19 protein-coding genes are annotated in these 22,306 nt (G+C 65.7%); 7 read left to right on the top strand and 12 right to left on the bottom strand.

What is annotated here, in order from left to right; translation table 11 throughout:
- Position 1: 1 nt before the first annotated feature.
- A complete protein-coding gene (locus ACSHT2_RS35095; RefSeq protein WP_440639719.1) occupies positions 2-1,075 on the bottom strand; it encodes a Ppx/GppA phosphatase family protein in 1,074 nt (357 codons plus the stop codon).
- A gap of 209 nt (positions 1,076-1,284) precedes the next feature.
- Here ACSHT2_RS35095 and ACSHT2_RS35090 point away from each other — a divergent pair, with 209 nt between their 5' ends.
- Positions 1,285-3,657: a xanthine dehydrogenase family protein molybdopterin-binding subunit gene (locus ACSHT2_RS35090; protein WP_440639717.1), complete on the top strand. Its 2,373-nt coding sequence runs from the start codon at positions 1,285-1,287 to the stop codon at positions 3,655-3,657.
- A gap of 132 nt (positions 3,658-3,789) precedes the next feature.
- On the opposite strand, the gene ACSHT2_RS35085 is transcribed toward ACSHT2_RS35090, so the two are convergent.
- On the bottom strand, positions 3,790-4,590 hold the full coding sequence (locus tag ACSHT2_RS35085) for a hypothetical protein (protein WP_440639715.1): 801 nt from the start codon (positions 4,588-4,590) through the stop codon (positions 3,790-3,792).
- Between the two features lie 103 nt (positions 4,591-4,693).
- Here ACSHT2_RS35085 and ACSHT2_RS35080 point away from each other — a divergent pair, with 103 nt between their 5' ends.
- Genes ACSHT2_RS35080 through ACSHT2_RS35070 form a run of 3 tightly spaced genes read left to right on the top strand, consistent with a single transcriptional unit; the run spans position 4,694 to position 8,082 of the window.
- Entirely contained in the window at positions 4,694-5,185 is a 492-nt protein-coding gene (locus tag ACSHT2_RS35080) for a YaiI/YqxD family protein (protein ID WP_271529002.1), read from the top strand.
- Between the two features lie 2 nt (positions 5,186-5,187).
- A complete protein-coding gene (locus ACSHT2_RS35075; RefSeq protein WP_440639713.1) occupies positions 5,188-6,999 on the top strand; it encodes an ABC-F family ATP-binding cassette domain-containing protein in 1,812 nt (603 codons plus the stop codon).
- Positions 7,000-7,002: 3 nt separating this feature from the next.
- Positions 7,003-8,082: a D-TA family PLP-dependent enzyme gene (locus tag ACSHT2_RS35070; RefSeq protein ID WP_440639711.1), complete on the top strand. Its 1,080-nt coding sequence runs from the start codon at positions 7,003-7,005 to the stop codon at positions 8,080-8,082.
- A 115-nt stretch (positions 8,083-8,197) separates the two neighbouring features.
- On the opposite strand, the gene ACSHT2_RS35065 is transcribed toward ACSHT2_RS35070, so the two are convergent.
- From ACSHT2_RS35065 to ACSHT2_RS35030, 8 genes are all read right to left on the bottom strand, one after another.
- Positions 8,198-9,427 (bottom strand): NAD(P)/FAD-dependent oxidoreductase, encoded by a 1,230-nt coding sequence (locus tag ACSHT2_RS35065; protein WP_440639710.1) that lies wholly within the window; start codon positions 9,425-9,427, stop codon positions 8,198-8,200.
- Between the two features lie 179 nt (positions 9,428-9,606).
- Entirely contained in the window at positions 9,607-10,524 is a 918-nt protein-coding gene (locus tag ACSHT2_RS35060) for an SDR family NAD(P)-dependent oxidoreductase (protein WP_440639709.1), read from the bottom strand.
- 119 nt (positions 10,525-10,643) lie between these two features.
- Positions 10,644-11,123: a MaoC family dehydratase gene (locus ACSHT2_RS35055; protein ID WP_440639708.1), complete on the bottom strand. Its 480-nt coding sequence runs from the start codon at positions 11,121-11,123 to the stop codon at positions 10,644-10,646.
- On the bottom strand, positions 11,124-12,842 hold the full coding sequence (locus tag ACSHT2_RS35050; protein WP_440639707.1) for an AMP-binding protein: 1,719 nt from the start codon (positions 12,840-12,842) through the stop codon (positions 11,124-11,126).
- Positions 12,842-13,759, bottom strand: coding sequence for a 3-hydroxyisobutyrate dehydrogenase (gene mmsB, locus ACSHT2_RS35045; RefSeq protein ID WP_440643002.1), 918 nt, complete (start codon positions 13,757-13,759; stop codon positions 12,842-12,844). The genes ACSHT2_RS35050 and mmsB overlap by 1 nt, the downstream gene beginning before the upstream one ends.
- Positions 13,759-14,826: an enoyl-CoA hydratase/isomerase family protein gene (locus ACSHT2_RS35040; protein WP_440639706.1), complete on the bottom strand. Its 1,068-nt coding sequence runs from the start codon at positions 14,824-14,826 to the stop codon at positions 13,759-13,761. Before ACSHT2_RS35040 ends, mmsB begins: the two co-directional genes overlap by 1 nt.
- The gene (locus ACSHT2_RS35035) at positions 14,823-15,968 is read right to left on the bottom strand and encodes an isobutyryl-CoA dehydrogenase (RefSeq protein ID WP_440639704.1); all 1,146 of its coding nucleotides are present in this window, start codon (positions 15,966-15,968) and stop codon (positions 14,823-14,825) included. Before ACSHT2_RS35035 ends, ACSHT2_RS35040 begins: the two co-directional genes overlap by 4 nt.
- Positions 15,969-16,151: 183 nt before the next feature.
- On the bottom strand, positions 16,152-17,648 hold the full coding sequence (locus ACSHT2_RS35030) for a CoA-acylating methylmalonate-semialdehyde dehydrogenase (RefSeq protein WP_061026429.1): 1,497 nt from the start codon (positions 17,646-17,648) through the stop codon (positions 16,152-16,154).
- A 101-nt stretch (positions 17,649-17,749) separates the two neighbouring features.
- On the opposite strand from ACSHT2_RS35030, the gene ACSHT2_RS35025 reads away from it, so the two are divergent.
- The gene (locus ACSHT2_RS35025) at positions 17,750-18,658 is read left to right on the top strand and encodes a LysR family transcriptional regulator (RefSeq protein WP_440639703.1); all 909 of its coding nucleotides are present in this window, start codon (positions 17,750-17,752) and stop codon (positions 18,656-18,658) included.
- A gap of 20 nt (positions 18,659-18,678) precedes the next feature.
- Here the strand turns inward: ACSHT2_RS35025 and ACSHT2_RS35020 are convergent, their stop codons facing one another.
- Together ACSHT2_RS35020 and ACSHT2_RS35015 are read right to left on the bottom strand one after the other, a co-directional pair.
- Entirely contained in the window at positions 18,679-19,299 is a 621-nt protein-coding gene (locus ACSHT2_RS35020; protein WP_440639702.1) for a TetR/AcrR family transcriptional regulator, read from the bottom strand.
- Between the two features lie 64 nt (positions 19,300-19,363).
- Positions 19,364-19,897, bottom strand: coding sequence for a PaaI family thioesterase (locus ACSHT2_RS35015; protein ID WP_440639701.1), 534 nt, complete (start codon positions 19,895-19,897; stop codon positions 19,364-19,366).
- A 157-nt stretch (positions 19,898-20,054) separates the two neighbouring features.
- On the opposite strand from ACSHT2_RS35015, the gene ACSHT2_RS35010 reads away from it, so the two are divergent.
- Entirely contained in the window at positions 20,055-20,825 is a 771-nt protein-coding gene (locus ACSHT2_RS35010) for an enoyl-CoA hydratase (RefSeq protein WP_440639700.1), read from the top strand.
- A gap of 218 nt (positions 20,826-21,043) precedes the next feature.
- Positions 21,044-22,240 carry an acetyl-CoA C-acyltransferase gene (locus ACSHT2_RS35005; RefSeq protein ID WP_440639699.1) on the top strand — a complete coding sequence of 399 codons (1,197 nt, stop codon included), beginning with the start codon at positions 21,044-21,046 and terminating at the stop codon, positions 22,238-22,240.
- The last annotated feature ends 66 nt before the right edge of the window (positions 22,241-22,306 follow it).

Here is a 22,306-nt window from a genome sequence, read left to right as displayed (position 1 = left end):
CTCACCAGCTCCTGAGCGCGCCGTCCTCGCGCATCATCTCGACCAGCATGCCTTCGCGCAGGCCCCGGTCGGCGACGCGCAGGCGCGGTAGCGGAAAGGCGCGGCGGATGGCATCGAGGATGGCGCAGCCGGCGAGCACGAGGTCGGCGCGCTCGACGCTGATGCAGCTGTTGTTCGCGCGCTCCTCGTAGCTCATGCCGAGCAGCTTGTTGATGGTCGCGGTGATGTCCGTATCGTTCATCCAGATGCTGTCGATACGGCGGCGGTCGTAGCGCGGCAGGTCGAGATGGATGCCGGCGAGCGTCGTCACCGTGCCGGACGTGCCGAGCAGGTGCATGTCGGTGAGATCGCGGCCGTGCTCCTCCGCGAACGGGGCGACGTGGCGCGCAACCTCCTGCTCCATCGCGGCATAGATCTCGGTCGTCACGTCGCGGCCGCCGAACTGCTCGGCGAGCGTGACCACACCGTACGGGATCGACATCCAGGCCTTGATGCGCGGCTCCGGATTTGCGGGATCGCGCTCGATCCGCACCAGTTCGGTCGAGCCGCCGCCGATGTCGAACAGGATCGCGCCGCGTCCTCTGGGGTCGACCAGCGGCGAGCAGCCGAGCACGGCGAGCGAGGCCTCGGTCTCCCGGTCGATCACCTCGAGCTCGATGCCGGTCTCGGCCGCGACGCGGCTCCGAAAGCCTTCCGCGTTCGAGGCCGCGCGGCAGGCTTCGGTCGCGATCAGCCGCAACCGCCGCGCCTTCCGCAGATTGATCTTGTCGCGGCAAATGCTGAGCGCCGCAATGGCGCGCTCGATCGCGGCCTCGCTGATGCACCCGGTCGCGGAGACGCCCTCGCCGAGCCGGATGATGCGCGAGAAAGAATCGACCACACGAAAACCGTCGTGGGTCGGACAGGCGATCAGCAGCCTGCAATTGTTGGTGCCGAGGTCCAGCGCCGCATAGACGCCGGTTCCCGGCGCTCGCGCGCCAACGGCCGGATCAGCGGCCAACGCCACCGCCGCCATCGACCCCTCCAGCTCGCCGTGCGGCCCATGGCCGTCGCGGAGCCGCGTGTGGTCATTCATACAAACTGTCTTTCCGCGGCCGGTCGGGCCGGTCTGGAATTGATTTTTCGCCTGAAACATTAGCAGCGCGGCAGGCCTGCGCAACAACGCATCACATGGGACCATGCCCATTCGTGCGTTGTCGTGAACGGGGTGGTGGGTTATCTGAAGGACTCCGGTCCCCCGCTGCCGCGAAAAATGCGCAAATACCGGCTTTTCAGGTCAATTCCATGCAAGAACACACCAAATCGTCCACGCTCGAGAACGCTATTGCACTGCAAAAATATGGCGTCGGGCAACCGGTCCGCCGCAAGGAGGACGACACGCTGGTGCGCGGCAAGGGCCGCTACACCGACGATTTCAACCTGCCCGGCCAGGCCCATGCCGTAATCGTCCGCTCCACCCACGCCCACGGCGTCATTCGCGGCATCAACAGCGAGGCCGCCAAGGCGATGCCGGGCGTGCAGGGGGTGTGGAACGGCAAGGATCTCGATGCCGCCGGTTATGGCCCCTTCACCTGCGGGCTGCCTCTGAAGAGCCGTGACGGCTCGCCCCTGCTCCAGACCAACCGCCAGCCGCTCGCGACCGACAAGGTCCGCTTCGTCGGCGATCCCGTCGCCTTCGTGGTCGCGGAGACGCTGGCGCAGGCGCGCGACGCCGCCGAGGCGGTCGAGCTCGACATCGAGCCGCTGCCCGCGGTGACGGATCCCGAGGACGCCGCCAAGCCCGGCGCGCCGCAGCTTTACGACCACATCCCTGATAACGTCGCGCTCGACTACCATTATGGCGACATGGACAAGGTCAACGCGGCCTTTGCCAGCGCCGCCCATGTCACCAAGCTCGACATCGAGAACACCCGCGTCGCCGTGGTCTCGATGGAGCCGCGTGTTGGCCTTGCCTCCTACGACAAGAAGACTGAGCGCTACACACTTCAGGTGCCGACGCAGGGCGTCGCCGGCAATCGCGCCAATCTCGCCAAGAACCTCAACGTGCCGAATGAGAAGGTGCGCATCCTCACCGCCAATGTCGGCGGTTCCTTCGGCATGAAGAACATCAACTATCCCGAATACATGTGCATCCTGTACGCGGCCAAGGCGCTGGGGCGTCCGGTGAAGTGGCTGGATGAGCGCTCCACCAGCTTCCTCTCCGACAGCCACGGCCGCGCTCAAAAGATTCATGGCGAGCTCGCGCTCGATGCCGAAGGGCATTTCCTCGCGGCGAAGCTTTCCGGTTACGGCAATCTCGGCGCCTACATCACCGGAGTCGCGCCGGGGCCGCTCTCGCTCAACACCGGCAAGAATTTCTCCAGCGTCTATCGCACGCCGCTGATGGCGGTCGACATCAAGACGGTGCTGACCAACACCACGTTGATGGGCGCCTATCGCGGTGCCGGCCGGCCCGAGGCGAACTACTACATGGAGCGGCTGATCGACCGCGCCGCCGACGAGATGGGCATCGACCGGCTGACCTTGCGCAAGCGCAACTTCATCAAGCCGAACCAGATGCCGTTCCCGGCCTCCTCCGGAGTCACCTATGACAGCGGCGACTTCCAGGCCGTGTTCGACAAGGCGCTCGAAATCTCCGACCACGAGAATTTCACCAAGCGCAAGAAGGAGAGCAAGAAGGCCGGCAAGCTGCGCGGCATCGCGATCGGCTCCTATCTCGAGGTCACCGCGCCGCCGAGCCCCGAGCTCGGCAAGATCGTGTTCGATCCGGACGGCACCGTGCAGCTCATCACCGGCACGCTCGACTACGGGCAGGGTCATGCGACGCCGTTCGCGCAGGTGCTGTGCCAGCAGCTGGGCGTCCCCTTCGAGAGCGTCAAGCTCGTACAGGGCGACAGCGACATCGTCCACACCGGCAATGGCACCGGCGGCTCGCGCTCGATCACCGCGAGCGGCATGGCGATCGTGGGCGCCGCCAAGCTCGTGATCGAGAAGGGCAAGCGCGCCGCCGCGCATATGCTGGAGGCCTCCGAAGCCGACATCGAATTCGCCGACGGCAGCTTCACCATCGCCGGCACCGACCGCAGCATCGACATCATGGAGCTGGCCAAGCGCCTGCATGACGGCAAGGTGCCGGAGGGCGTGCCCGACAGCCTCGACGTCGACCATACCAGCGAGCCGGTGCCGTCGGCCTTCCCGAACGGCTGCCACGTCGCCGAGGTCGAGATCGATCCCGAGACCGGCGTTGTGCAGATCGTGCGCTATAGCGCAGTCAACGACTTCGGCACGGTGATCAATCCGCTGCTGGTCGCGGGCCAGCTCCATGGCGGTGTGGTCCAAGGCATCGGCCAGGCGCTGATGGAGCACGTCCGCTACGACGAGAGCGGCCAGCCGATCACGGGTTCGCTGATGGACTACGCCCTGCCCCGCGCCGAGGACGTGCCGAACATGACGGTCGGCGACCACCCGGTGCCGGCCACGACCAATCCGCTCGGCAGCAAGGGCTGCGGCGAGGCCGGCTGCGCCGGCAGCCTGTCGACGGTGGTGAATGCGGTGATCGATGCTCTCTCGGAGTACGGCATCAAGCACATCGACATGCCGCTGACTCCGGAGCGCGTGTGGCGCGCGATCCAGGAGGCCAGGAGGAACGCGGCGTAAGGGCCGCGCTTTTTCTCGGTCGTCATGGCCGGGCTTGTCCCGGCCATCCACGCCTTACCACGAGGCATGAAGAACGTGGATGCCCGGGACAAGCCCGGGCATGACGATGTGGCGACGGGCGTGCCCCTTCCGCTACGCCGCCGCCTGCTCACGCGGCTGGTAGATCGCGGTGTGCTGGCAGTGCGCGAGCGGCGTCGTGCCGTTGGCGACGACCAGTGCGTCGAGCTCGACGAAGCGGTGGCCCTTCTTTTCGTAGTTTGCGATTACCCTGGCCCGCGCAGCGATCTCGTCACCGACGCGCGCGGCTGACAGCAGCTGCATGCGGCTGCCGACATGAATCCAGGGCCCCAGAATGGTGTTGTCGACGAGGACGCGGTTCATGACGCGCTGGATCAGTCCGGGATGGCCGAGGTCCTCGCGCGTGAAGATCGGGTCGGTCTCCCTGATGTCGGCGAGATAATCATTGGCGTCCTGCCCGGCCCAGCGTCGGGGCGTCGTGCCGAGCCATTTGCCTGTTTCGAACGTCGCGGGGCTGACCGGCTTGCGCTCGGCGACGGCTGGGACCGCAACATAGTCACTCAATGACACCGCAGGCGCCTTCGCCGGCAGCGACGCCGTCCCCGTGGCGCACAGCTCGGTGCGACTGAACACCTCGATTGTGAGCAGGCCGTTGTGCTCGGTGGCATCGACATCGGCGGTCTCGCCGTCATAGACCGGCTTGATGAAGCGGGCCTCGACCAGCCCGCGCGACAGAAAATCGCGCCCCCAGCGCGCGATCGGCACGTGCATCATGTAGGCGAACACATCGACGCCGGGGACCAGTCCGCCGGAAAAGCCGAAGCGGCGTGCCACCGTGTCGTCATGCATCTTGTTTTCGGACTGCTTGGCGGTGTTGTAGGCCTCGACGCGGTAGGTCTCGAGACGGTTCGGCATGGGCATCTTCCCTGTTTTCTTGTTGTTCAGGGCGATCGTAGGGCCTGAGGAACCAGGGTCAATCCCCTCGCCTTTGGGGCCCGAATGGGGTACCACGCGGCGAATGACTGACACCCCCACCCGCATTTATGTCGACGCCGACGCCTGTCCGGTGAAGGACGAGATCTACCGCGTCGCGCTCCGGCACGGCGTGCCCGTGAGCGTCGTCGCCGGCAATTTCATTCGCGTCCCACAGGACCCGCTGATCGAGCGCATCGCCGCGGGTGCCGGCATGGACGCCGCGGACGACTGGATCGCGGAGCGCGCCAGGCCCGGCGACGTCGTCGTGACATCCGACATTCCGCTGGCGAGCCGGTGCGTGAAGGCGGGCGCCGACGTGATCGCGCCGAACGGCAAACCGTTCACGGAAGAATCAATCGGGATGACACTGGCGGTGCGCAATCTGATGACTGACCTGCGATCGGCCGGCGAAGTCACCGGCGGACCGCGATCGTTCGCGCCGCGTGACCGCTCCGCCTTCCTCTCGGCGCTCGACCAGACGCTGCGCCGGATCCAGCGCCGCCGCACGGATGCGGCCGCCACGAGTCAGGGCTGACCATGGCGCCGCCGCTGATCCAGTTGAAAGACATCAGGCTGACCTTCGGCGGCACGCCGCTGTTGTCAGGCGTGGAGCTCAACGTCGCGCCATCCGAGCGCGTCTGCCTGATCGGCCGCAACGGCTCAGGCAAATCGACGCTGCTCAAGATCGCGGCCGGCCTCGTCGAGCCCGACTCCGGCACGCGCTTCGTGCAGCCGGGCGCCACGGTTCGCTACCTGCCGCAGGAGCCCGACTTTGGCGAGCACAAGACCGTCCTTGCCTATGTCGAGGCCGGCCTCGCCCCCGGCGACGATCCTTACCAGGCGCGCTATCTGCTGGAGCAGCTCGGGCTGACCGGCAACGAGAACCCGCACAATCTCTCCGGCGGCGAGGCCCGCCGCGCGGCGCTGGCGTATGTGCTCGCGCCCTCGCCCGACATCCTGCTGCTGGACGAGCCGACCAACCATCTCGATCTCGCCACCATCGAGTGGCTGGAAAAGGAGCTCGACAGCCGCCGCAGCGCGCTGGTGATCATCAGCCACGACCGCCGCTTTCTCAGCAATCTCTCGCGCTCCACCGCCTGGCTCGACCGCGGCAAGATCAAGCAGATCGACCGCGGCTTTGCCTCGTTCGAGACGTGGCGCGACGAGGTGCTCGCGGAAGAAGAGCGCGACCAGCACAAGCTGGACCGCAAGATCGTCGACGAGGAACACTGGCTGCGCCATGGCGTCTCCGGCCGCCGCAAGCGCAACGTCAAGCGGCTCGGCAATCTGCACGCGCTGCGTGACCAGCGGCGCAATTATCGCGGCACGGCGGGCACCGCCAGCCTCGCCGCCGCCGAAGCGGAGCAATCCGGCAAGCTGGTGATCGAGGCGAAATCCATCACCAAGGCCTATGGCGAGCGCATCATCGTCGACCATTTCTCGACCCGCATCCAGCGCGGTGACCGGCTCGGCATCGTCGGGCCGAACGGCGCCGGCAAGACTACGCTGGTCAACCTGCTCACCGGCGGCATGCAACCTGATTCCGGTACGGTGCGGTTGGGTGCCAATCTGGAGATGGCGACGCTCGACCAGCACCGCGAAAGCCTCGATCCCAAGTCGACGCTGGCGGAAGCGCTGACCGGCGGCCGCGGCGACCAAATCATGGTCGGCGGCAAGCCGAAGCATGTCGTCGGCTACATGAAGGACTTTCTGTTCGCGCAGGAGCAGCGCGGCACGCCGCTCGAAGTGCTCTCGGGCGGCGAACGCGGCCGGCTGATGCTGGCGCGCGCGCTGGCAAAGCCATCGAACCTCCTGGTGCTGGACGAGCCGACCAACGATCTCGATCTCGAGACGCTCGACGTGCTCGAGGAGATGCTCGGCGATTACGAAGGCACAGTGATCCTGATCAGCCACGACCGCGATTTTCTAGACCGCGTCGTCACCTCCGTGATCGCGCCTGAGGGCAACGGCAAGTGGGTCGAATATGCCGGCGGCTACAGCGACATGCTGGCGCAGCGCGGCGCCGACCTCAAGCGTGAGACGGCGAAGGCGCAAGCCCCGGCGGAGAAGAAAGAGGAGCGGCCTGCTGCTGCCTCATCGGCGCCGAAACGGAAGCTGAGCTTCAACGAGAAGCACGCGCTGGAAACGCTGCCGAAGAAGATGGAGACGTTGCAGGCCGATATTGCAAGATTGCAGCGCGTGCTCGACGATCCCGATCTCTACACCAGGGATCGCGGGAAATTCGACGACACCTCCGCCGCGATCGCCAAGGCGCACGAAGAACTGTCCGCCGCCGAAGAGCGCTGGCTCGAACTCGAAATGCTCCGCGAAGAGATTGAACAGGCTTAAATCATGACCACGCCCCTCGCCGCCAAAATCGCCCGCGAATACGGCACGCCCTGCGCCGTCATCGACATGGACAGGGTCGAGCGCAACATCGCGCGCATCCAGAAGGCCTGCGACGACGCCGGCATCGCCAACCGCCCCCACATCAAGACGCACAAGAATCCGACGATCGCCAAGATGCAGGTCGCGGCCGGTGCAAAGGGCATCACCTGCCAGAAGCTCGGCGAAGCCGAGATCATGGCCAATGCCGGCATCGACGACATCCTGATCAGCTATAACCTGCTCGGCGAGGAGAAGATGGCGCGCCTCGGCGCGTTGCAGGCGAAGGCCAACATGACGGTGGCCGCCGACAATTCGACCGTCGTCGCCGGCCTGCCGAAGGCTGCGGCGGCGTCGGGCCGCCCGCTTTCGGTCGTCGTCGAATGCGACACCGGCCGCAAGCGTGCGGGTGTCGAGACGCCGGCCGAGGCGATTGCGCTGGCGCGTGAGATCGCAGCCTCCAAGGGACTCGAGTTCGCCGGCTTCATGCTTTATCCGACCGAGACCGGCTGGGCTGAGGCACAGAAGTTTTATGACGAGGCGCTGGCCGGCGTGCGGGTGCACGGGCTCGATGCCAAGATCGTCTCGACCGGCGGCACGCCGAATCTCGTCAATATCGGCAAGCTCAAGGGCGGCACCGAGCATCGGTTCGGCACCTATATCTACAACGACCGCATGCAGGTTGCCGCCGGTGTCGCCAGCTGGGACGATTGCGCGCTGCACATCTATTCGACCGTGGTGAGCCGCGCCGCGCCCGAGCGTGGCATTCTCGACGCCGGCTCCAAGACGCTGACGTCAGATACCGGCGGCCTCGATGGCCACGGCCTGATCCTGGAGCATCCCGAGGCCAAGATCGCGAAGTTCGCCGAGGAGCACGGCTTCCTCGACCTCTCCCGCAGCAACACGCGGCCGAATGTCGGCGACGTCGTCCGCATCGTGCCGAACCATGTCTGCGTCGTCGTCAACATGATGGACGAAGTGGTGCTGGTGCGCGGCGAGGAGATCATCGGCACGCTGCCGGTGGCCGCGCGAGGGAAGCTGCGATAGGCGCGCTGCTCCCACAGCCGTCATTGCGAGGAGCCCGCGACCAAAATTGCGAAGCAATCCAGACCAGCTCCGAGAGGGATTCTGGATTGCTTCGCTGCGCTCGCAACGACGATGGTTAGCGGCTGAGCCAGTCCAATACGCCCCTTCCCGCTGCAGCTCCCGTCGCGAACGAGGCCTGCAGCAGATAGCCGCCCGTCGGCGCTTCCCAGTCCAGCATCTCGCCGGCAGCGAACACGCCGGGCGATTTGCGCAGCATGAAATGCTGGTCGAGCTCATGGAAGGCAATCCCGCCCGCGGTCGAGATCGCGCGATCGATCGGGGCGACGCCGGTGAGCCGAACCGGAATTGCATTGATCAGGCGCGCGAGCTCGGCCGGTGAGAACGACGCCAGCGGCCGGCCGGATGCGATGGCCGCCTCCTGCATCAGGCCGATTCCGACCGGCGACAATTGCGCCGCCTTGCGCAGGAAGTTTGCCAGCGATTGCTTGCCGCGCGTGCCCGACAGGCGCGTCGTCAGGTCGGCGACGGCAAGGTCCGGCCGCAGTGCGATCATCAGCGTCGCCTGCCCGAGACCCAGCACCGCCTCGCGCAGCTCGGCCGACAGCGCGTAGATCGCACCGCCTTCGATGCCGCTGCGCGTAATCATCGCTTCGCCGCGGACCGTGTGTGCATCAATCGTCAGCGCCACGCCCTTGAGCGGCTGGCCCTCGAAACGGTCGCGAAACACATCGGACCAAGCCACAGTGAAGCCGGAATTCGCCGGCCGCAGCTTCGAGACGGCAATGCCCTTTGCGGCGAGAAGATCGACCCAGCCGCCGTCCGATCCGAGCCGCGGCCAGCTTGCGCCGCCGAGGGCGAGCACCGCTGCCCTGGCCTCGATCGACCGCTCGCCGCCGCCGGTACGAAACAGCAAGCGGCCGTGCTCGTCCCAGCCGATCCAGCGATGACGAAAAGCAAAGCGCACGCCGGCGGCATCGAGCCGCCGCAGCCAGGCGCGCAGCAAGGGCGAGGCCTTGAACGCTTTCGGAAACACCCGACCGCTGGAGCCGACGAAGGTCGGTTCGCCCAGCGCCTCGCTCCAGGCGCGCAGCGCGTCCGGCGGGAACGCCTCGATCGCCGCTTGCAGCCTCGGTGCCGCCTCGCGATAGCGTGCCATGAACTGCGGCAGCGGCTCGCTGTGGGTGAGATTGAGGCCGCCGCGGCCGGCCATCAGGAATTTGCGGCCTGCCGATGGCATGGCGTCATAGACGGTGACGCGGATGCCGTCCTGCGCCAGCACCTCCGCCGCCATCAGCCCGGCAGGACCGGCGCCGATGATGGCGACGTGGGGTTCAGATGAGGTCATGGCGGGAGTTTAGGCCAAGCTGGACACCAAGGAACAGGTCGTCATGGCCGGGCTTGTCCCGGCCATCCACGAAAGCCACGCGCGTGGTGCCAAGAACGTGGATGGCCGGGACAAGCCCGGCCATGACGGAAGGTACGTTCCGGGCCAGCCGTTCGCATCGCCCGGGAATGACGGCGTGGCTAAAGCTTGATCCCCGCCCTTGCCGCGGCCTGCGCCACATATTTCTGCGTCTGCTCGAACGCACCCGTCAGCGCCCTGGCCTTCGACATGTCGCTGATCTCGGCGAAATGCGCAGCGACCGCATCGGGCGTCCACTCGCTCTCCGGCAGGTTGATGCCTTCGCTCTCCAGAATCTTGATCACGGCGAAGGAGCCGGCGCCGGCGCCCATGATGGTGCGGGTTGGCGCATCCTCGCTGAGCATATACTCGACCGCCGGCGTGATCGCGTTCGGCTTCATCAGTTGCAGCGCCTGTGGCGGCAGCAGCTCTTCGGTCATGCGGGTCGCCGCCGTCGGCGAGATGATGTTGACACGGATGTTGTTCTTGCGGCCCTCCTCGGCGAGCACGTTCATGAGGCCGACCATGCCGGATTTCGCCGCGCCGTAGTTGGCCTGGCCGAAATTGCCGTAGAGGCCGGAGGACGACGTCGTCAGCACGATGCGGCCGTAGTTGCGGTCGCGCATACCGGCCCAGGCCGCCTTGCAGCAATAGAAAGTACCGAAGAGGTGCACGTCGAGCACCTTCTGGAAATCGGCTACCTCCATCTTGCCGAACGACTTGTCGCGCAAAATGCCGGCATTGGCGCACAGGAGATCGACGCTGCCCCACTCCTTGGTGGCGCGCTCGACCATGGCGGTGACCTGCTCAAAATTCGACACGTCCGCGCCGTCGGCCATCGCGGTGCCGCCGGCTTTGCGGATCTCCTCGACCACAGCTTCGGCGGGCGAGAGCGAGCCGCCGCTGCCGTCACGCGCGCCGCCGAAATCGTTGACCACGACCTTGGCGCCGCGGCTGGCCAAACCCAGCGCATGCGCGCGCCCCAGACCATTGCCCGCGCCGGTGACGATGGCGACGCGTCCGTCGAACCTGATTGCCATGTTTGCGTTTCCTGGATGCTAGTTCGTGATGGCCGGGCTTGATCCGGCTATCCATCAAAATCGAAGAGCTTTTGAGCAGCGATGGGTTGCCGGGTCAAGCCCGGCAACGACACGCGGTGTCAGGCGAAATAGATCAACCCGAGCCAATCCGCCACCAGCGCGGGCTTGTCCTCGCCTTCGATCTCGACCGTGACGTTGGTGCGGGACTGCAGTTCATTGGGCTTGCGCAGCTTGGCTTCCGCCAGCACGAAACGCCCGCGGACGCGCTTGCCTGATCGGACCGGGGAGATGAAGCGCAGCCTGTCGAAGCCGTAGTTTACGCCCATCGTGGTGCCGGCGATCACCGGCATCACCTCGTAGGACATGATCGACAGCAGCGACATCGTCAGAAAACCGTGCGCGATGGTGGTGCCGAAAGCGGTTTCCTTCCTGGCTCTTTCAGGGTCGACATGGATGAACTGGTGATCCTCGATCACGTCGGCATAGGTGTCGATACGGGGCTGGTCGATCAGGTGCGACGACGATACACCGATCTCTTTGCCGACCATGGCCTGATAGGCCTGAAGCGTAATCGGCGGCTTCTTCCAGACTTCGTTCACTTAGGTCTCGCTCCGTGTCTTTGCCAGCTCCGGAAAATCCTCCTCGCGGAATTCCCGGCCGCGCAGCGGATCGTCGCGATCATTGTCGCGTTCCAGCCGTCGTAGCTGGACGCGACGGATTTTTCCAGAGATCGTCTTCGGCAGCTCGGTGACGATTTCGAGACGGCGGATGCGCTTGAACGGCGCGAGGCGCGTGTGCAGATGCCTGAAGATGGAGAGCGCAGTCTCGGGTGAACGCTCCGCGCCCGACGTCAGCAGCACGAAGGCCTTGGGAATGGCGAGCCGGATCGGATCCGGGCTCGGCACCACCGCAGCTTCCGCGACCAGCTCATGCTCCATCAGCACGCTCTCGAGCTCGAACGGACTGATGCGGTAATCCGACGACTTGAACACGTCGTCGGAGCGGCCGACGAAGGTGAGATAGCCCTCGTCGTCTTCGAAGACGACGTCGCCGCTGCGATAGAGTTCGCCTTCGGCGCCGGACAGTTTGCCGTCATCACTTTGATAGCCCTGCATCAGGCCGGCCGGGCGCTCAGTCCCGAGCACCAGCGTGACCTCGCCTTCCTTCGCCGGATTTCCGTCGGCGTCGCTGATCTGCACGCGATAGCCCGGCAGCGGCCGGCCCATCGAGCCGACCTTGATCTTCTGGCCCGGCGAGTTGCCGGCGAGCGCCGTGGTTTCGGTCTGGCCGTATCCGTCACGGATGGTGAGGCCCCAGGCCGCCCGCACCTGATCGATCACTTCAGGGTTCAACGGTTCGCCGGCGCCGCAGACCTCGCGCAAGGCCACGTTGAACGATGCAAGGTTCTCCTGGATGAACAGCCGCCATACGGTCGGCGGCGCACACAGCGTGGTGACGCCGCAGCGGCCGATGGTGGCGAGCAGCGCCTTGGCATCGAAGCGCGGCTGGTTGACCACGAACACGGTCGCGCCGGCATTCCACGGCGCGAAGAAACAGCTCCAGGCGTGCTTGGCCCAGCCGGGCGACGAAATATTGAGATGGATATCGCCGGGCTTCAGACCGATCCAGTACATGGTCGAGAGATGGCCGACCGGATAGCTGCGCTGGCTGTGCCGCACCAGCTTTGGTTTTGCCGTCGTGCCCGAGGTAAAATAGAGCAGCATCGGGTCGTCGGCATTGGTCAAGCCATCCGGCGTGAAGCCCTCCGGCATTTTGGCCGCCTCGTCATAGGCGAGCCAGCCGTTGGAAGCCGCGCCGACCACGATGCGAACGACGTTCTCGGCGCCGAGGCTCGCGAATTTTGCGACCTGATCCTCGGCGGCCACGACCGCCTTCGCCTTCCCGCGATCGAGCCGGTCGCGCAGCTCGTCGGCGGTGAGCAGCGTCGTCGCAGGAATCACGACGACGCCGAGCTTCATCGCCGCCAGCATCGTCTCCCACAGCGAAACCACGTTGCCGAGCAGCAGCAGAAGGTGGTCGCCGCGCTTCAAGCCCTTCGCGCGGAGGAAGTTGGCGACCTGGTTCGAGCGCCTCGAGAGCGCCGCGAAGGACAGTTTTGTCTGCTTGTCCTGTGCGGCATCGACAATCCAGAGCGCCGGGCGGTCCTTGCTGTCCGCATTCGCCGCCAGCTCGGCGTCGAACCAGTCGAGCGCCCAGTTGAAAGGAGCCGGATCGGGCCAGCGGAAACCTTTGACCGCGGCCTCGTAATCCGTGCGGTGCTTTAGCAGAAACGCGCGTGCTTCCTGGAATGTCGTCATCAAGCTTTCCCGGCCAGACTCCTAACGTGCTTGATAATTCCGGAAAAATCCACCCCGCCCTGCCCGGCTGCGTCGAAAGATTGATAGATCTCCTGCGCATGCTTGCCGAGCGGCGTCGCCGCGCCCGCAGCCTTCGCCGCGTCCTGCGCCAGCGTCAGATCCTTCACCATCAGGGCCGAGGCGAAGCCCGGCTTGTAGTCGTTGTTCGCCGGCGAGGTCGGCACCGGGCCCGGCACCGGGCAATAGGTCGTCAGCGACCAGCACTGGCCGGACGAGGTCGAGGCAACGTCGAACAGCGCCTGGTGCGAGAGCCCGAGCTTTTCACCGAGCGCGAAGGCCTCGCTCACCGCGATCATGGAAATGCCGAGGATCATGTTGTTGCAGATCTTGGCCGCCTGCCCCGCGCCGGCACCGCCGCAATGGACGATCTTCTTGCCCATGCTTTCGAGCACCGGCTTGGCGGCTGCGAACGCCTTCTCGTCGCCGCCGCACATGAAAGTGAGCGTTGCGCCCTTGGCGCCGCCGGTTCCGCCGGAGACCGGCGCGTCGACCGAGAGCACGCCATGCTTGGCGGCCAGCGCGTGCGCCTGCCGCGCGCTTTCGACGTCAATGGTGGAGGAGTCAATGATCAGCGCGCCCTTGGTCATGGCGGGAACGACCTCGTTCCAGACGCCGAGCACGTGCTTGCCGGCCGGCAGCATGGTGACGACGACATCGGCGCCCTTCACCGCGCCCGCAGCGCTGTCGGCGATGCCGGCGCCGTCGGCCTTGGCCTGATTGCGGGAGGCCTCGACGAGGTCGAACGCCACCACCTTGTGGCCGGCCTTGACCAGATTGGCGGCCATCGGGCCGCCCATGTTGCCGAGACCGATGAATGCGATCGTGGCCATTGTCGTTTCCTCCGCTGCAGTGTTGATTAGTTGAACTTCAGTTCGTCGGCGCCGATCTCGGCGAGATACGGCGCAAGCATCTCTGGCGTCACATCCTCAATCCGCGGCGGCGACCAGGCCGGATTGCGGTCCTTGTCGATCACCGCGGCACGCACGCCCTCGCGGAAATCGTCGCTGCGGAAGACTTCCAGCGCGGCGCGGTATTCGCGCACCAGGCACTCCTCCAGGTTCGACGCCGTGCGCGCGAGCCGCAGCAGTTTCAGCGTCACCACCATGCCGCGCGGCGACTTTTCGTTGAGCGTCTTCAGCGTGGCCTGTGCGAATTCGGAGCCGTCACGCCCCAGCGCCGCGACGATGTCCTCCATGCGGTCGAAGCCGAACAGAGCGTCGATGGCCGCTTGCTTGGCCGCAACCGGTCCTGCAGCTTCGCCGGTGCTAAAGCCATTGATGAGCTTGCTCACCTCGGCGGCGGTCGCGCCCTGACCAACCTTGGTCAGCGCCTCGCGCAGCTCCGGCCATTTCGCCGCCGGCACCACGGCGTCCGCGAACTTCGCGTGGATTGCGTCCGGCCCGTTCATGGTCTGGCCGGTCAGGCCGAAATAAGTGCCGATCTCGCCGGGCGAGCGCGACAACAGCCAGGTGCCGCCGACATCGGGGAAGAAGCCGAGCCCGACTTCGGGCATCGCAAGCTTGGTGCGGTCGGTGACGACGCGATGGCTGGCATGGCCGGAGAGGCCGACGCCGCCACCCATGACGAGTCCATCCATGAACGCGACGTACGGCTTCGGATATCTCGCGATCCGCGCATTCATGACGTATTCCTGGCGCCAGAACCGCGCGCCGAGATCGCCGCCCTCGCGCGAGCTCTCCCAGAGGCCGCGAATGTCGCCGCCGGCGCAGAGGCCGCGCTCGCCGGCGCCTTCCAGGATGATCAACGCGACTTCGAGATCGGTCTCGAACCGGTCCAGCGCCGCATCGATGCCGATGGACATCTCCAGCGTCATGGCATTAATCGCCTTCGGACGGTTGAGCCGGATCACGCCCGCTGCGCCCTCGCGGCGAACGATGAGATCGCCCTCTTCCGCCGAGTTCATCGCGCGCCCTCGATCAGCTTGCGCGCCACGATGAGCCGCATGATTTCGTTGGTGCCTTCGAGGATCTGGTGCACGCGCAGATCGCGCACGATCTTCTCGATGCCGTACTCGCTGAGATAGCCATAGCCGCCGTGAAGCTGGAGGGCGTGGTTGGCGACTTCGAAGCCAACATCGGTGCCGAAGCGCTTGGCCATCGCGCAGAGCATGGTGGCATCGGGGTCCTTCCGATCAAGCGCCGCAGCGGCGCGCCAAAGGAAGGTGCGGGCGGCCTCGAGCTCGATCGCCATGTCGGCGAGGCGGAATTGCAGCGCCTGGAACTCGTCCAGCCGCTTTCCGAACGCCTTGCGCTCCTTCATGTAGCTGCGCGCCTTGTCGAGCGCGGTCTGCGCACCGCCGAGCGAGCATGCCGTGATGTTGAGCCGGCCGCCATCGAGACCGGCCATCGCGATCTTGAAGCCAATACCCTCCTCGCCGAGGCGATTAGACACCGGAACGCGGGCGTTCTCGAACATCACCGCGCGGGTCGGCTGCGCGTTCCAGCCCATCTTGCGCTCGTTGGCTCCGAACGAGACGCCCGGGGTCTTGCCGTCGACAACGAGGGTCGAGATACCGCCGGGGCCGTCGCCGCCGGTCCTGACCATCGCGACCAGGAGATCGGTGCCGCCGGCACCCGAGATGAACTGCTTCTGGCCGTTGAGGACGTAGTGGTCGCCGTCGCGCACCGCGCGGGTGCGCAAGGCCGCCGCATCGGAGCCCGCGCCCGGCTCGGTCAGGCAGTAGCTCGCGATCAGCTCCATGGTGCAGAGCTTTGGCAGCCATGTGTGGCGCTGGGTGTCGCTGCCGAAGGCATCGATCATCCAGCTCGCCATGTTGTGGATGGAGATGAAGGCCGAGGTGGTCGGGCAGCCCGTCGCCAGCGCCTCGAAGATCAGCGCCGCGTCGAACCGCGTCATGGCGGAGCCGCCGACATCGTCGCGGATGTAGATGCCGCCCATGCCGAGCGTGGCGGCCTCGCGCATGACGTCGACAGGGAAATGCTTCTCCTCGTCCCAGCGCAACGCGTGCGGCGCGATCTTTTCCGCCGCAAACGCCAACGCCATGTCGCGAACCGCGATCTGATCCTCGTTCAGAGCGAACTGCATCTCAATGCCCCCGGCCGGCTTGGATCACCTCTCCCCTGCGGGGAGAGGTCGATTTGCGCAGCAAATCGGGTGAGGGGGCGCTGCTCAGACGAGAGACCGCAACCCCTCACCCGGCGCTTCGCGCCGACCTCTCCCGAAGGGAGAGGTGATTTCCCGATGCCGCTGGAGCTCACACCAATCGCACTACTTCATCAGCGGGATCGAGAACTCCGCACCTTCCTTGACGCCGGACGGCCAGCGCGAGGTCACCGTCTTGGTCTTGGTATAGAAGCGGATCGAGTCCGGGCCGTGCTGGTTGAGATCGCCGAAGCCCGACTTCTTCCAGCCGCCGAAGGTATAATAGGCGATCGGAACCGGGATCGGCACGTTGATGCCGACCATGCCGACGTTCACCTTGGCCGCGAAGTCGCGCGCGGCGTCGCCGTCGCGGGTGAAGATGGCAACGCCGTTGCCGTAGTCATGGTCCGACGGCAGCGCCAGCGCTTCCTTGTAGTCGTGCGCGCGCACCACCGAGAGCACCGGGCCGAAGATCTCTTCCTTGTAGATCCGCATGTCCTTGGTGACGTTGTCGAACAGCGAACCGCCGAGATAGAAGCCGTTTTCGTAGCCCTGCATCTTGAAGCCGCGGCCGTCGACGGCCAGCGTCGCGCCTTCCTTGATGCCGATGTCGATGTAGCCCTTGACCTTCTCGACCGCCTCGCGTGTGACCAGCGGGCCGTAATCGGCCGACGGATCGATCGAGGTGCCGATCTTGAGGCTCTCGACACGCGGGATCAGCTTTTCCATCAGCCGGTCCGCGGTGGACTTGCCGACCGGCACCGCGACGGACACGGCCATGCAGCGCTCGCCGGCCGAACCGTAACCGGCGCCGATCAGTGCGTCGACCGCCTGGTCCATGTCGGCGTCTGGCATGATGATGGCGTGGTTCTTGGCGCCGCCAAAACACTGGCAGCGCTTGCCGGTCTGCGCCGCGCGCTCATAGATATACTGCGCGATCGGCGTGGAGCCCACGAAACCGATGGCCTTGATGTCGGGATCGTCGAGGATGGCGTCGACCGCCTCCTTGTCGCCGTTGACGACGTTGAGGATGCCGGCCGGCAGGCCCGCCTCCATCATCAATTCGGCCAGCAGCATCGGCACGCCGGGATCGCGCTCCGAGGGTTTCAGGATGAAGGCGTTGCCGCAGGCGATCGCGGGGGCGAACTTCCACATCGGGATCATTGCCGGGAAGTTGAACGGCGTGATGCCGGCGACAACGCCGAGCGGCTGGCGCATCGAATAGATGTCGATGCCGGGGCCGGCGCCTTCGGTGTACTCGCCCTTCATCAGATGCGGGATGCCGCAGGCGAACTCGGCGACCTCGAGGCCGCGCTGGATGTCGCCCTTGGCATCGGGCACGGTCTTGCCGTGCTCGCGGGCGAGCAACTCGGCGAGCTTGTCGTAATCGCGCTGCACCAGCTCGACGAACTTCATCATGACGCGGGCCCGGCGCTGCGGGTTGGTCGCGGCCCACTCGGGCTGTGCTGCGCGCGCGTTCTCGACGGCGGCGCGAACCTCGGCCTTGGACGCCAGCGCCACCTTGGCCTGGACGTCACCGGTCATCGGCTCGAAGACGTCGGCGGTGCGGCCCGAGGTGCCCTTGACCTCCTTGCCACCGATGAAATGTCCGATTGAACGCATGGATGATCTCCTTCAGGCCGAGCGTGGTCACTTTGACAAATCCTATTGACCTGCATTTTATAGGATTCAAGTCTGAGATAATGCACCATAGATGTGCGAAAATGCTGGATCAAGGCGCTATCGACTGGGACGACTTCCGCTTCGTGCTGGCCATCGTGCGGGGCGGCTCGGTATCGGCTGCCGCAAAACAGCTCGGCGTCGACCACGCCACGGTGATCCGCCGCGTCGATCGGCTGGAAAAGCACCTGTCGGCCAAGCTGTTCGACCGGCGCAAGACCGGCTATCTCCTCACCGAGGCAGGCCAGCGCGTCGCCGACAGTGCGGAAGCGATGGAATCGACCATCGTTGCCAACCAGGAGCAGGTCGGCGGCTCGGTGGCACGGCTGACCGGCACCGTGCGGATCGGCGCGCCCGACGGGTTCGGCACCGCCTTCCTGGCGCCACGGCTCGCCCCCTTCGCCGACCGCTATCCCGATCTCGATTTGCAACTTGTGGCAACAGCGCGGCTATTCAGTCTCTCCAAGCGTGAGGCTGATATAGCCATCAGCCTGACCATGCCGAAGGAAGGCCGCATCGTCGGCCGCAAGCTGCTCGACTACCGCCTCGGGCTGTATGCCGCGCCAGCCTATCTCGACCGCTTTCCCAGGATCTCGTCACGGCAAGACCTGCCGCAGCACCGCTTCGTCGGCTACATCGAGGAGCTGCTGTTCACGCCGGAGCTCGACTATCTGCCGCAGGTGTCGCCGCGGATTTCCGCGCGCTTTCGCAGCGCAAATCTGATCGCTCAGCTCAATGCTACGCTCTCAGGCTTCGGCATTGCGGTGCTCCCGCATTTCATGGCCAGCGATCATCCGCAGCTTGTCGCAGTGTTGCCGGACGACATCTCGATCATGCGAACATTCTGGATGCTGATGCACGCCGACAGCAAGGACCTCGCGCGGATCAGGGCGGTGGCGGACTACATCAGCGAGATGGTCGAGCGCGAACGGGCGCTGTTTGCGGGACGGTGAACGCCACTGCCGAGCTAGGCCTAACTCTGCTTCACCTTCTTCGCCGCAGGCACCTTCGGCTCGCGCTTCACACCATCGAGCGCGCGATCCCGGCCCGCCTTCAGCACCTCATCCGACAATTCGTTCGATCCGGCGGTGCGCGCCAGCAGCATGGTGCCGACCATCGTCGCCAGAGTCGCGATCGCCTGCCTGCGCGCGGCCTTGCGCGGCATGTTCGGGATATAGTCGGTCATCATCTCGATCATCTGGTCGAGCTTGCCGGCAAAGGCCTTGCGTGTCTTCGGGCTCTCGCGGGCGATCTCGGCGCCCAGCGCGGGAATCGAGCAGCCATGGCCGGGATTGTCGCGATGCAGCGTGGAGAGATAGCTTTCCGCGATCAGCGCCAGGCGCTTTTCAGGAGCGGCCTCGCCGGTGAGCTTGCGCCAGTGCTCCATCGAGCGGTCCATGGCATAGCCAAAGGCCTCGATCACCAGCGCCTCGCGGGAATCGAAATGCGCATAGAAGCCGCCATGGGTCAGGCCCGCCTCCTTCATGAGATCGGCGACGCCGATGCCGTGGGCACCCTTCTCCCGCAGCCGCACGGAGGCCTTCTTCACGATGCGGTCGTGGGTTTCCTGCTTATGTTCCCGGGAGTAGCGCATGCGGATCTCATTGAATGTCGGAGATCATCTCATAGCACGGAAGTCGACCGAACGGTGCATTAATTCATGTTAAGTTGTTGCCTATCATCGAGAAGGTTGCAGTTGCATGCACTGCCAGGGCCCCCTTCCCGTCGCGGACGAAACCTTCGGTGTAGCTGGTCTGGCGTCCCAGCTTGATGACCTTGCCTTCGGCCGAGATCAGCCCGGAACGAACCGACAGCGGGCGAAGGAACGTCATTTTCAGGTCGAGCGTCACCGAACTCTGCCCCGCTTCCAACCGGGTCGAGATCGCGCATCCCATGGCGGTGTCGAGCAGAGCCGCTGCGGTCGCGCCGTGCAGGAGGCCGATGGTATTTTCGAGATCTTCGCGCGGCTCCAGTTCCATGACGATCCGGCCCGGCTCGACAACGGCCATGATGAACCCGATCAGTTTCGCAAAAGGCGGCGGCGGCAGCCGGCCGTCGCGAATGCCCAGCATGGCGTCCATGCCCGACAGGCCCATCGCCACTTTCGCGACTGGCGCCGGCACCTGCCAGTCCACCACGCGCTCACGCCGCTGCGCCGGCGAAAACAGGGCGATTTGATCGATGTCGGTCATGGCCACCTCATAGTATGATGTACATCATACTATGTCACGGACTTCGCGCTGGCAACTCGGTCTCATGGGCCCCGCTTGACAAGCCGGCCGTTTCGGCCCGGAAGTGATCCCGACCAGTGCGCCTCGCACGCGTCCACGAAACCTTCGAGATGCCACGATGGAAATGCTCAACAACCACTGCGGCGTGACGCGCGACACGCGCGGCGTCGTTCACGTCGCCATCTGCAACGCCGGCCCGCTCAACATTCTCGGCTCGCCCGTCACCGATGCTGTGCGCGAAGGCCTCCAGCAGCTCGCATCCGACCGCAGCATCCGCGTCGTGGTGCTGCGCGGCCAGAGCGAGAAGAGCATGATCGGCGGCGCAGACATCAAGGAGATGGCCAAGCTCGACCAGAAATCCGCCGAAGCCTTCATCAGCCGACTGCGCGATCTCTGCGAGGCGGTGCGTTCCTTCCCCGCCCCCGTGATCGCGCGCATGCCTGGCTGGTGCCTCGGCGGCGGCCTCGAAGTGGCGGCGGCCTGCGACTTCCGGATCGCGGCGCATGATGCGCATTTCGGCATGCCGGAGGTGCGCGTCGGCATCCCCTCAGTGATCCATGCGGCCCTCTTGCCGCGCCTGATCGGCTGGGCCCGCGCGCGCTGGCTGGTGATGACGGCGGAGAACATCGATGCTCCGACCGCGCTGGCCTGGGGACTGATCGACAAGGTCGCGCCGGAAGGCGAACTCGATGCCGTGATCGCGCATACCGTGAAGGCGCTGCTCGAATGCGGCCCCGAGGCGCTGCGATCGCAAAAGGCGCTGCTGCGGCAATGGGAGGAATTGCCGCTGACGGAGTCGGTGAACCTCAGTGTGAAAGTGTTCGGCGAGTCGTTCCTGACCGACGAGCCGACGCGGCTGATGCAGGCATTTGTGAACCGGAAGCGGTAGGCTCCGGTAACCGAGTCACGCCCCGCGAAGGCGGGGCAATGACGCCCAGGTGCCGGGTGGCCGCTACCGCTACACAACAATTTTGCCCCATCCTCCTCCAATCGAACGACCAAATCTCATCTGAGCCACGACATTTTCTCATCCCTGGCGCGGTTGCATTTTTTGCGTCGCATCATATGATGATCATAATCTTACCCGTCATCGCAGGGAGTTCCGTCATGGCCGAAGCCGCCGATTCCGTCGTCATCGTCTCCGCCGCCCGCACCCCGCTCGGCCGCTTCATGGGCGAATTATCGCCGCTCCCCGCCCACAAGCTTGGATCGCACGTGATCGGCGCGGCGCTCGAGCGCGCCAATCTCGCACCGGGGAAGGTCGACGAGGTTTTCATGGGCTGCGTGCTGCCGGCCGGACAAGGCCAGGCGCCGGCGCGCCAGGCGGCACGCAGCGCCGGTCTGCCCGATGCCACCGGCGCGACCACGGTGAACAAGGTCTGCGGCTCCGGCATGAAGGCGACCATGCTGGCGCACGATATCATCCGCGCAGGCTCGGCAGAGATCGTGGTCTCCGGCGGCATGGAGAGCATGAGCAACGCGCCCTATCTGCTCGCCAAGGCGCGCGGCGGCTATCGCGTCGGCCATGACCGCATCATCGACCACATGATGATGGACGGGCTCGAAGACGCCTACGAGACCGGCCGCTCCATGGGCGATTTCGGCGAGGCCACGGCTGAAGCCTATCAGTTCACCCGCAAGGACCAGGACGCCTATGCCATGGAGACGCTGAGCCGCGCGCGCAAGGCGGTCGAGAGCGGCGCGTTCAAGGCCGAGATCGCGCCGATCACGCTGACCGAGAAGGCCGGCCCGCGCGTCATCGCCAATGACGAGCATCCGCTGAAGGTCGATCCCGCCAAGATTCCCGGATTGAAGCCGGCATTCCGCGCCAACGGCACCATCACGCCGGCGGCCTCCTCCGCCAATGCCGACGGCGCCGCTGCGCTGGTGCTGACAAAGCGCTCGCTCGCCGATCGGGGCGGCCTGCCTGTTCTCGCGGAGATCAAGGGCCACGCCACTCACAGCCAGGAGCCGCAATGGTTCACCACGGCGCCGATTCCGGCGATCCGCAAGCTGCTCGACAAGGTCGGCTGGGCTGCCTCCGATGTCGACCTGTTCGAGATCAACGAGGCGTTCGCCGTGGTGGCGATGGCGGCGCAGCGCGATCTCGGCATTCCCAGCGAGAAGCTGAACATCAACGGCGGCGCCTGCGCGCTCGGCCATCCGATCGGCGCCACCGGCGCGCGGCTGATCGTGACGCTGCTGCATGCGCTCGAGGCGCAGAACCTCAGACGCGGGATTGCCGCGCTCTGCATCGGCGGCGGCGAAGCCACGGCCATCGCGGTGGAGCGGCCGGCGCACTAGCCGTTCGCAATGGCCGAAATTGAGGGAAGTCTGTCATTTCTGCCTTCCCTCGCCTGTGCCGGAGTG

The organism is Bradyrhizobium sp. PUT101, assembly GCF_052043945.1.
In the GTDB taxonomy this organism is placed as follows: domain Bacteria; phylum Pseudomonadota; class Alphaproteobacteria; order Rhizobiales; family Xanthobacteraceae; genus Bradyrhizobium.
This window is presented reverse-complemented; position numbering and strand designations above follow the sequence as displayed.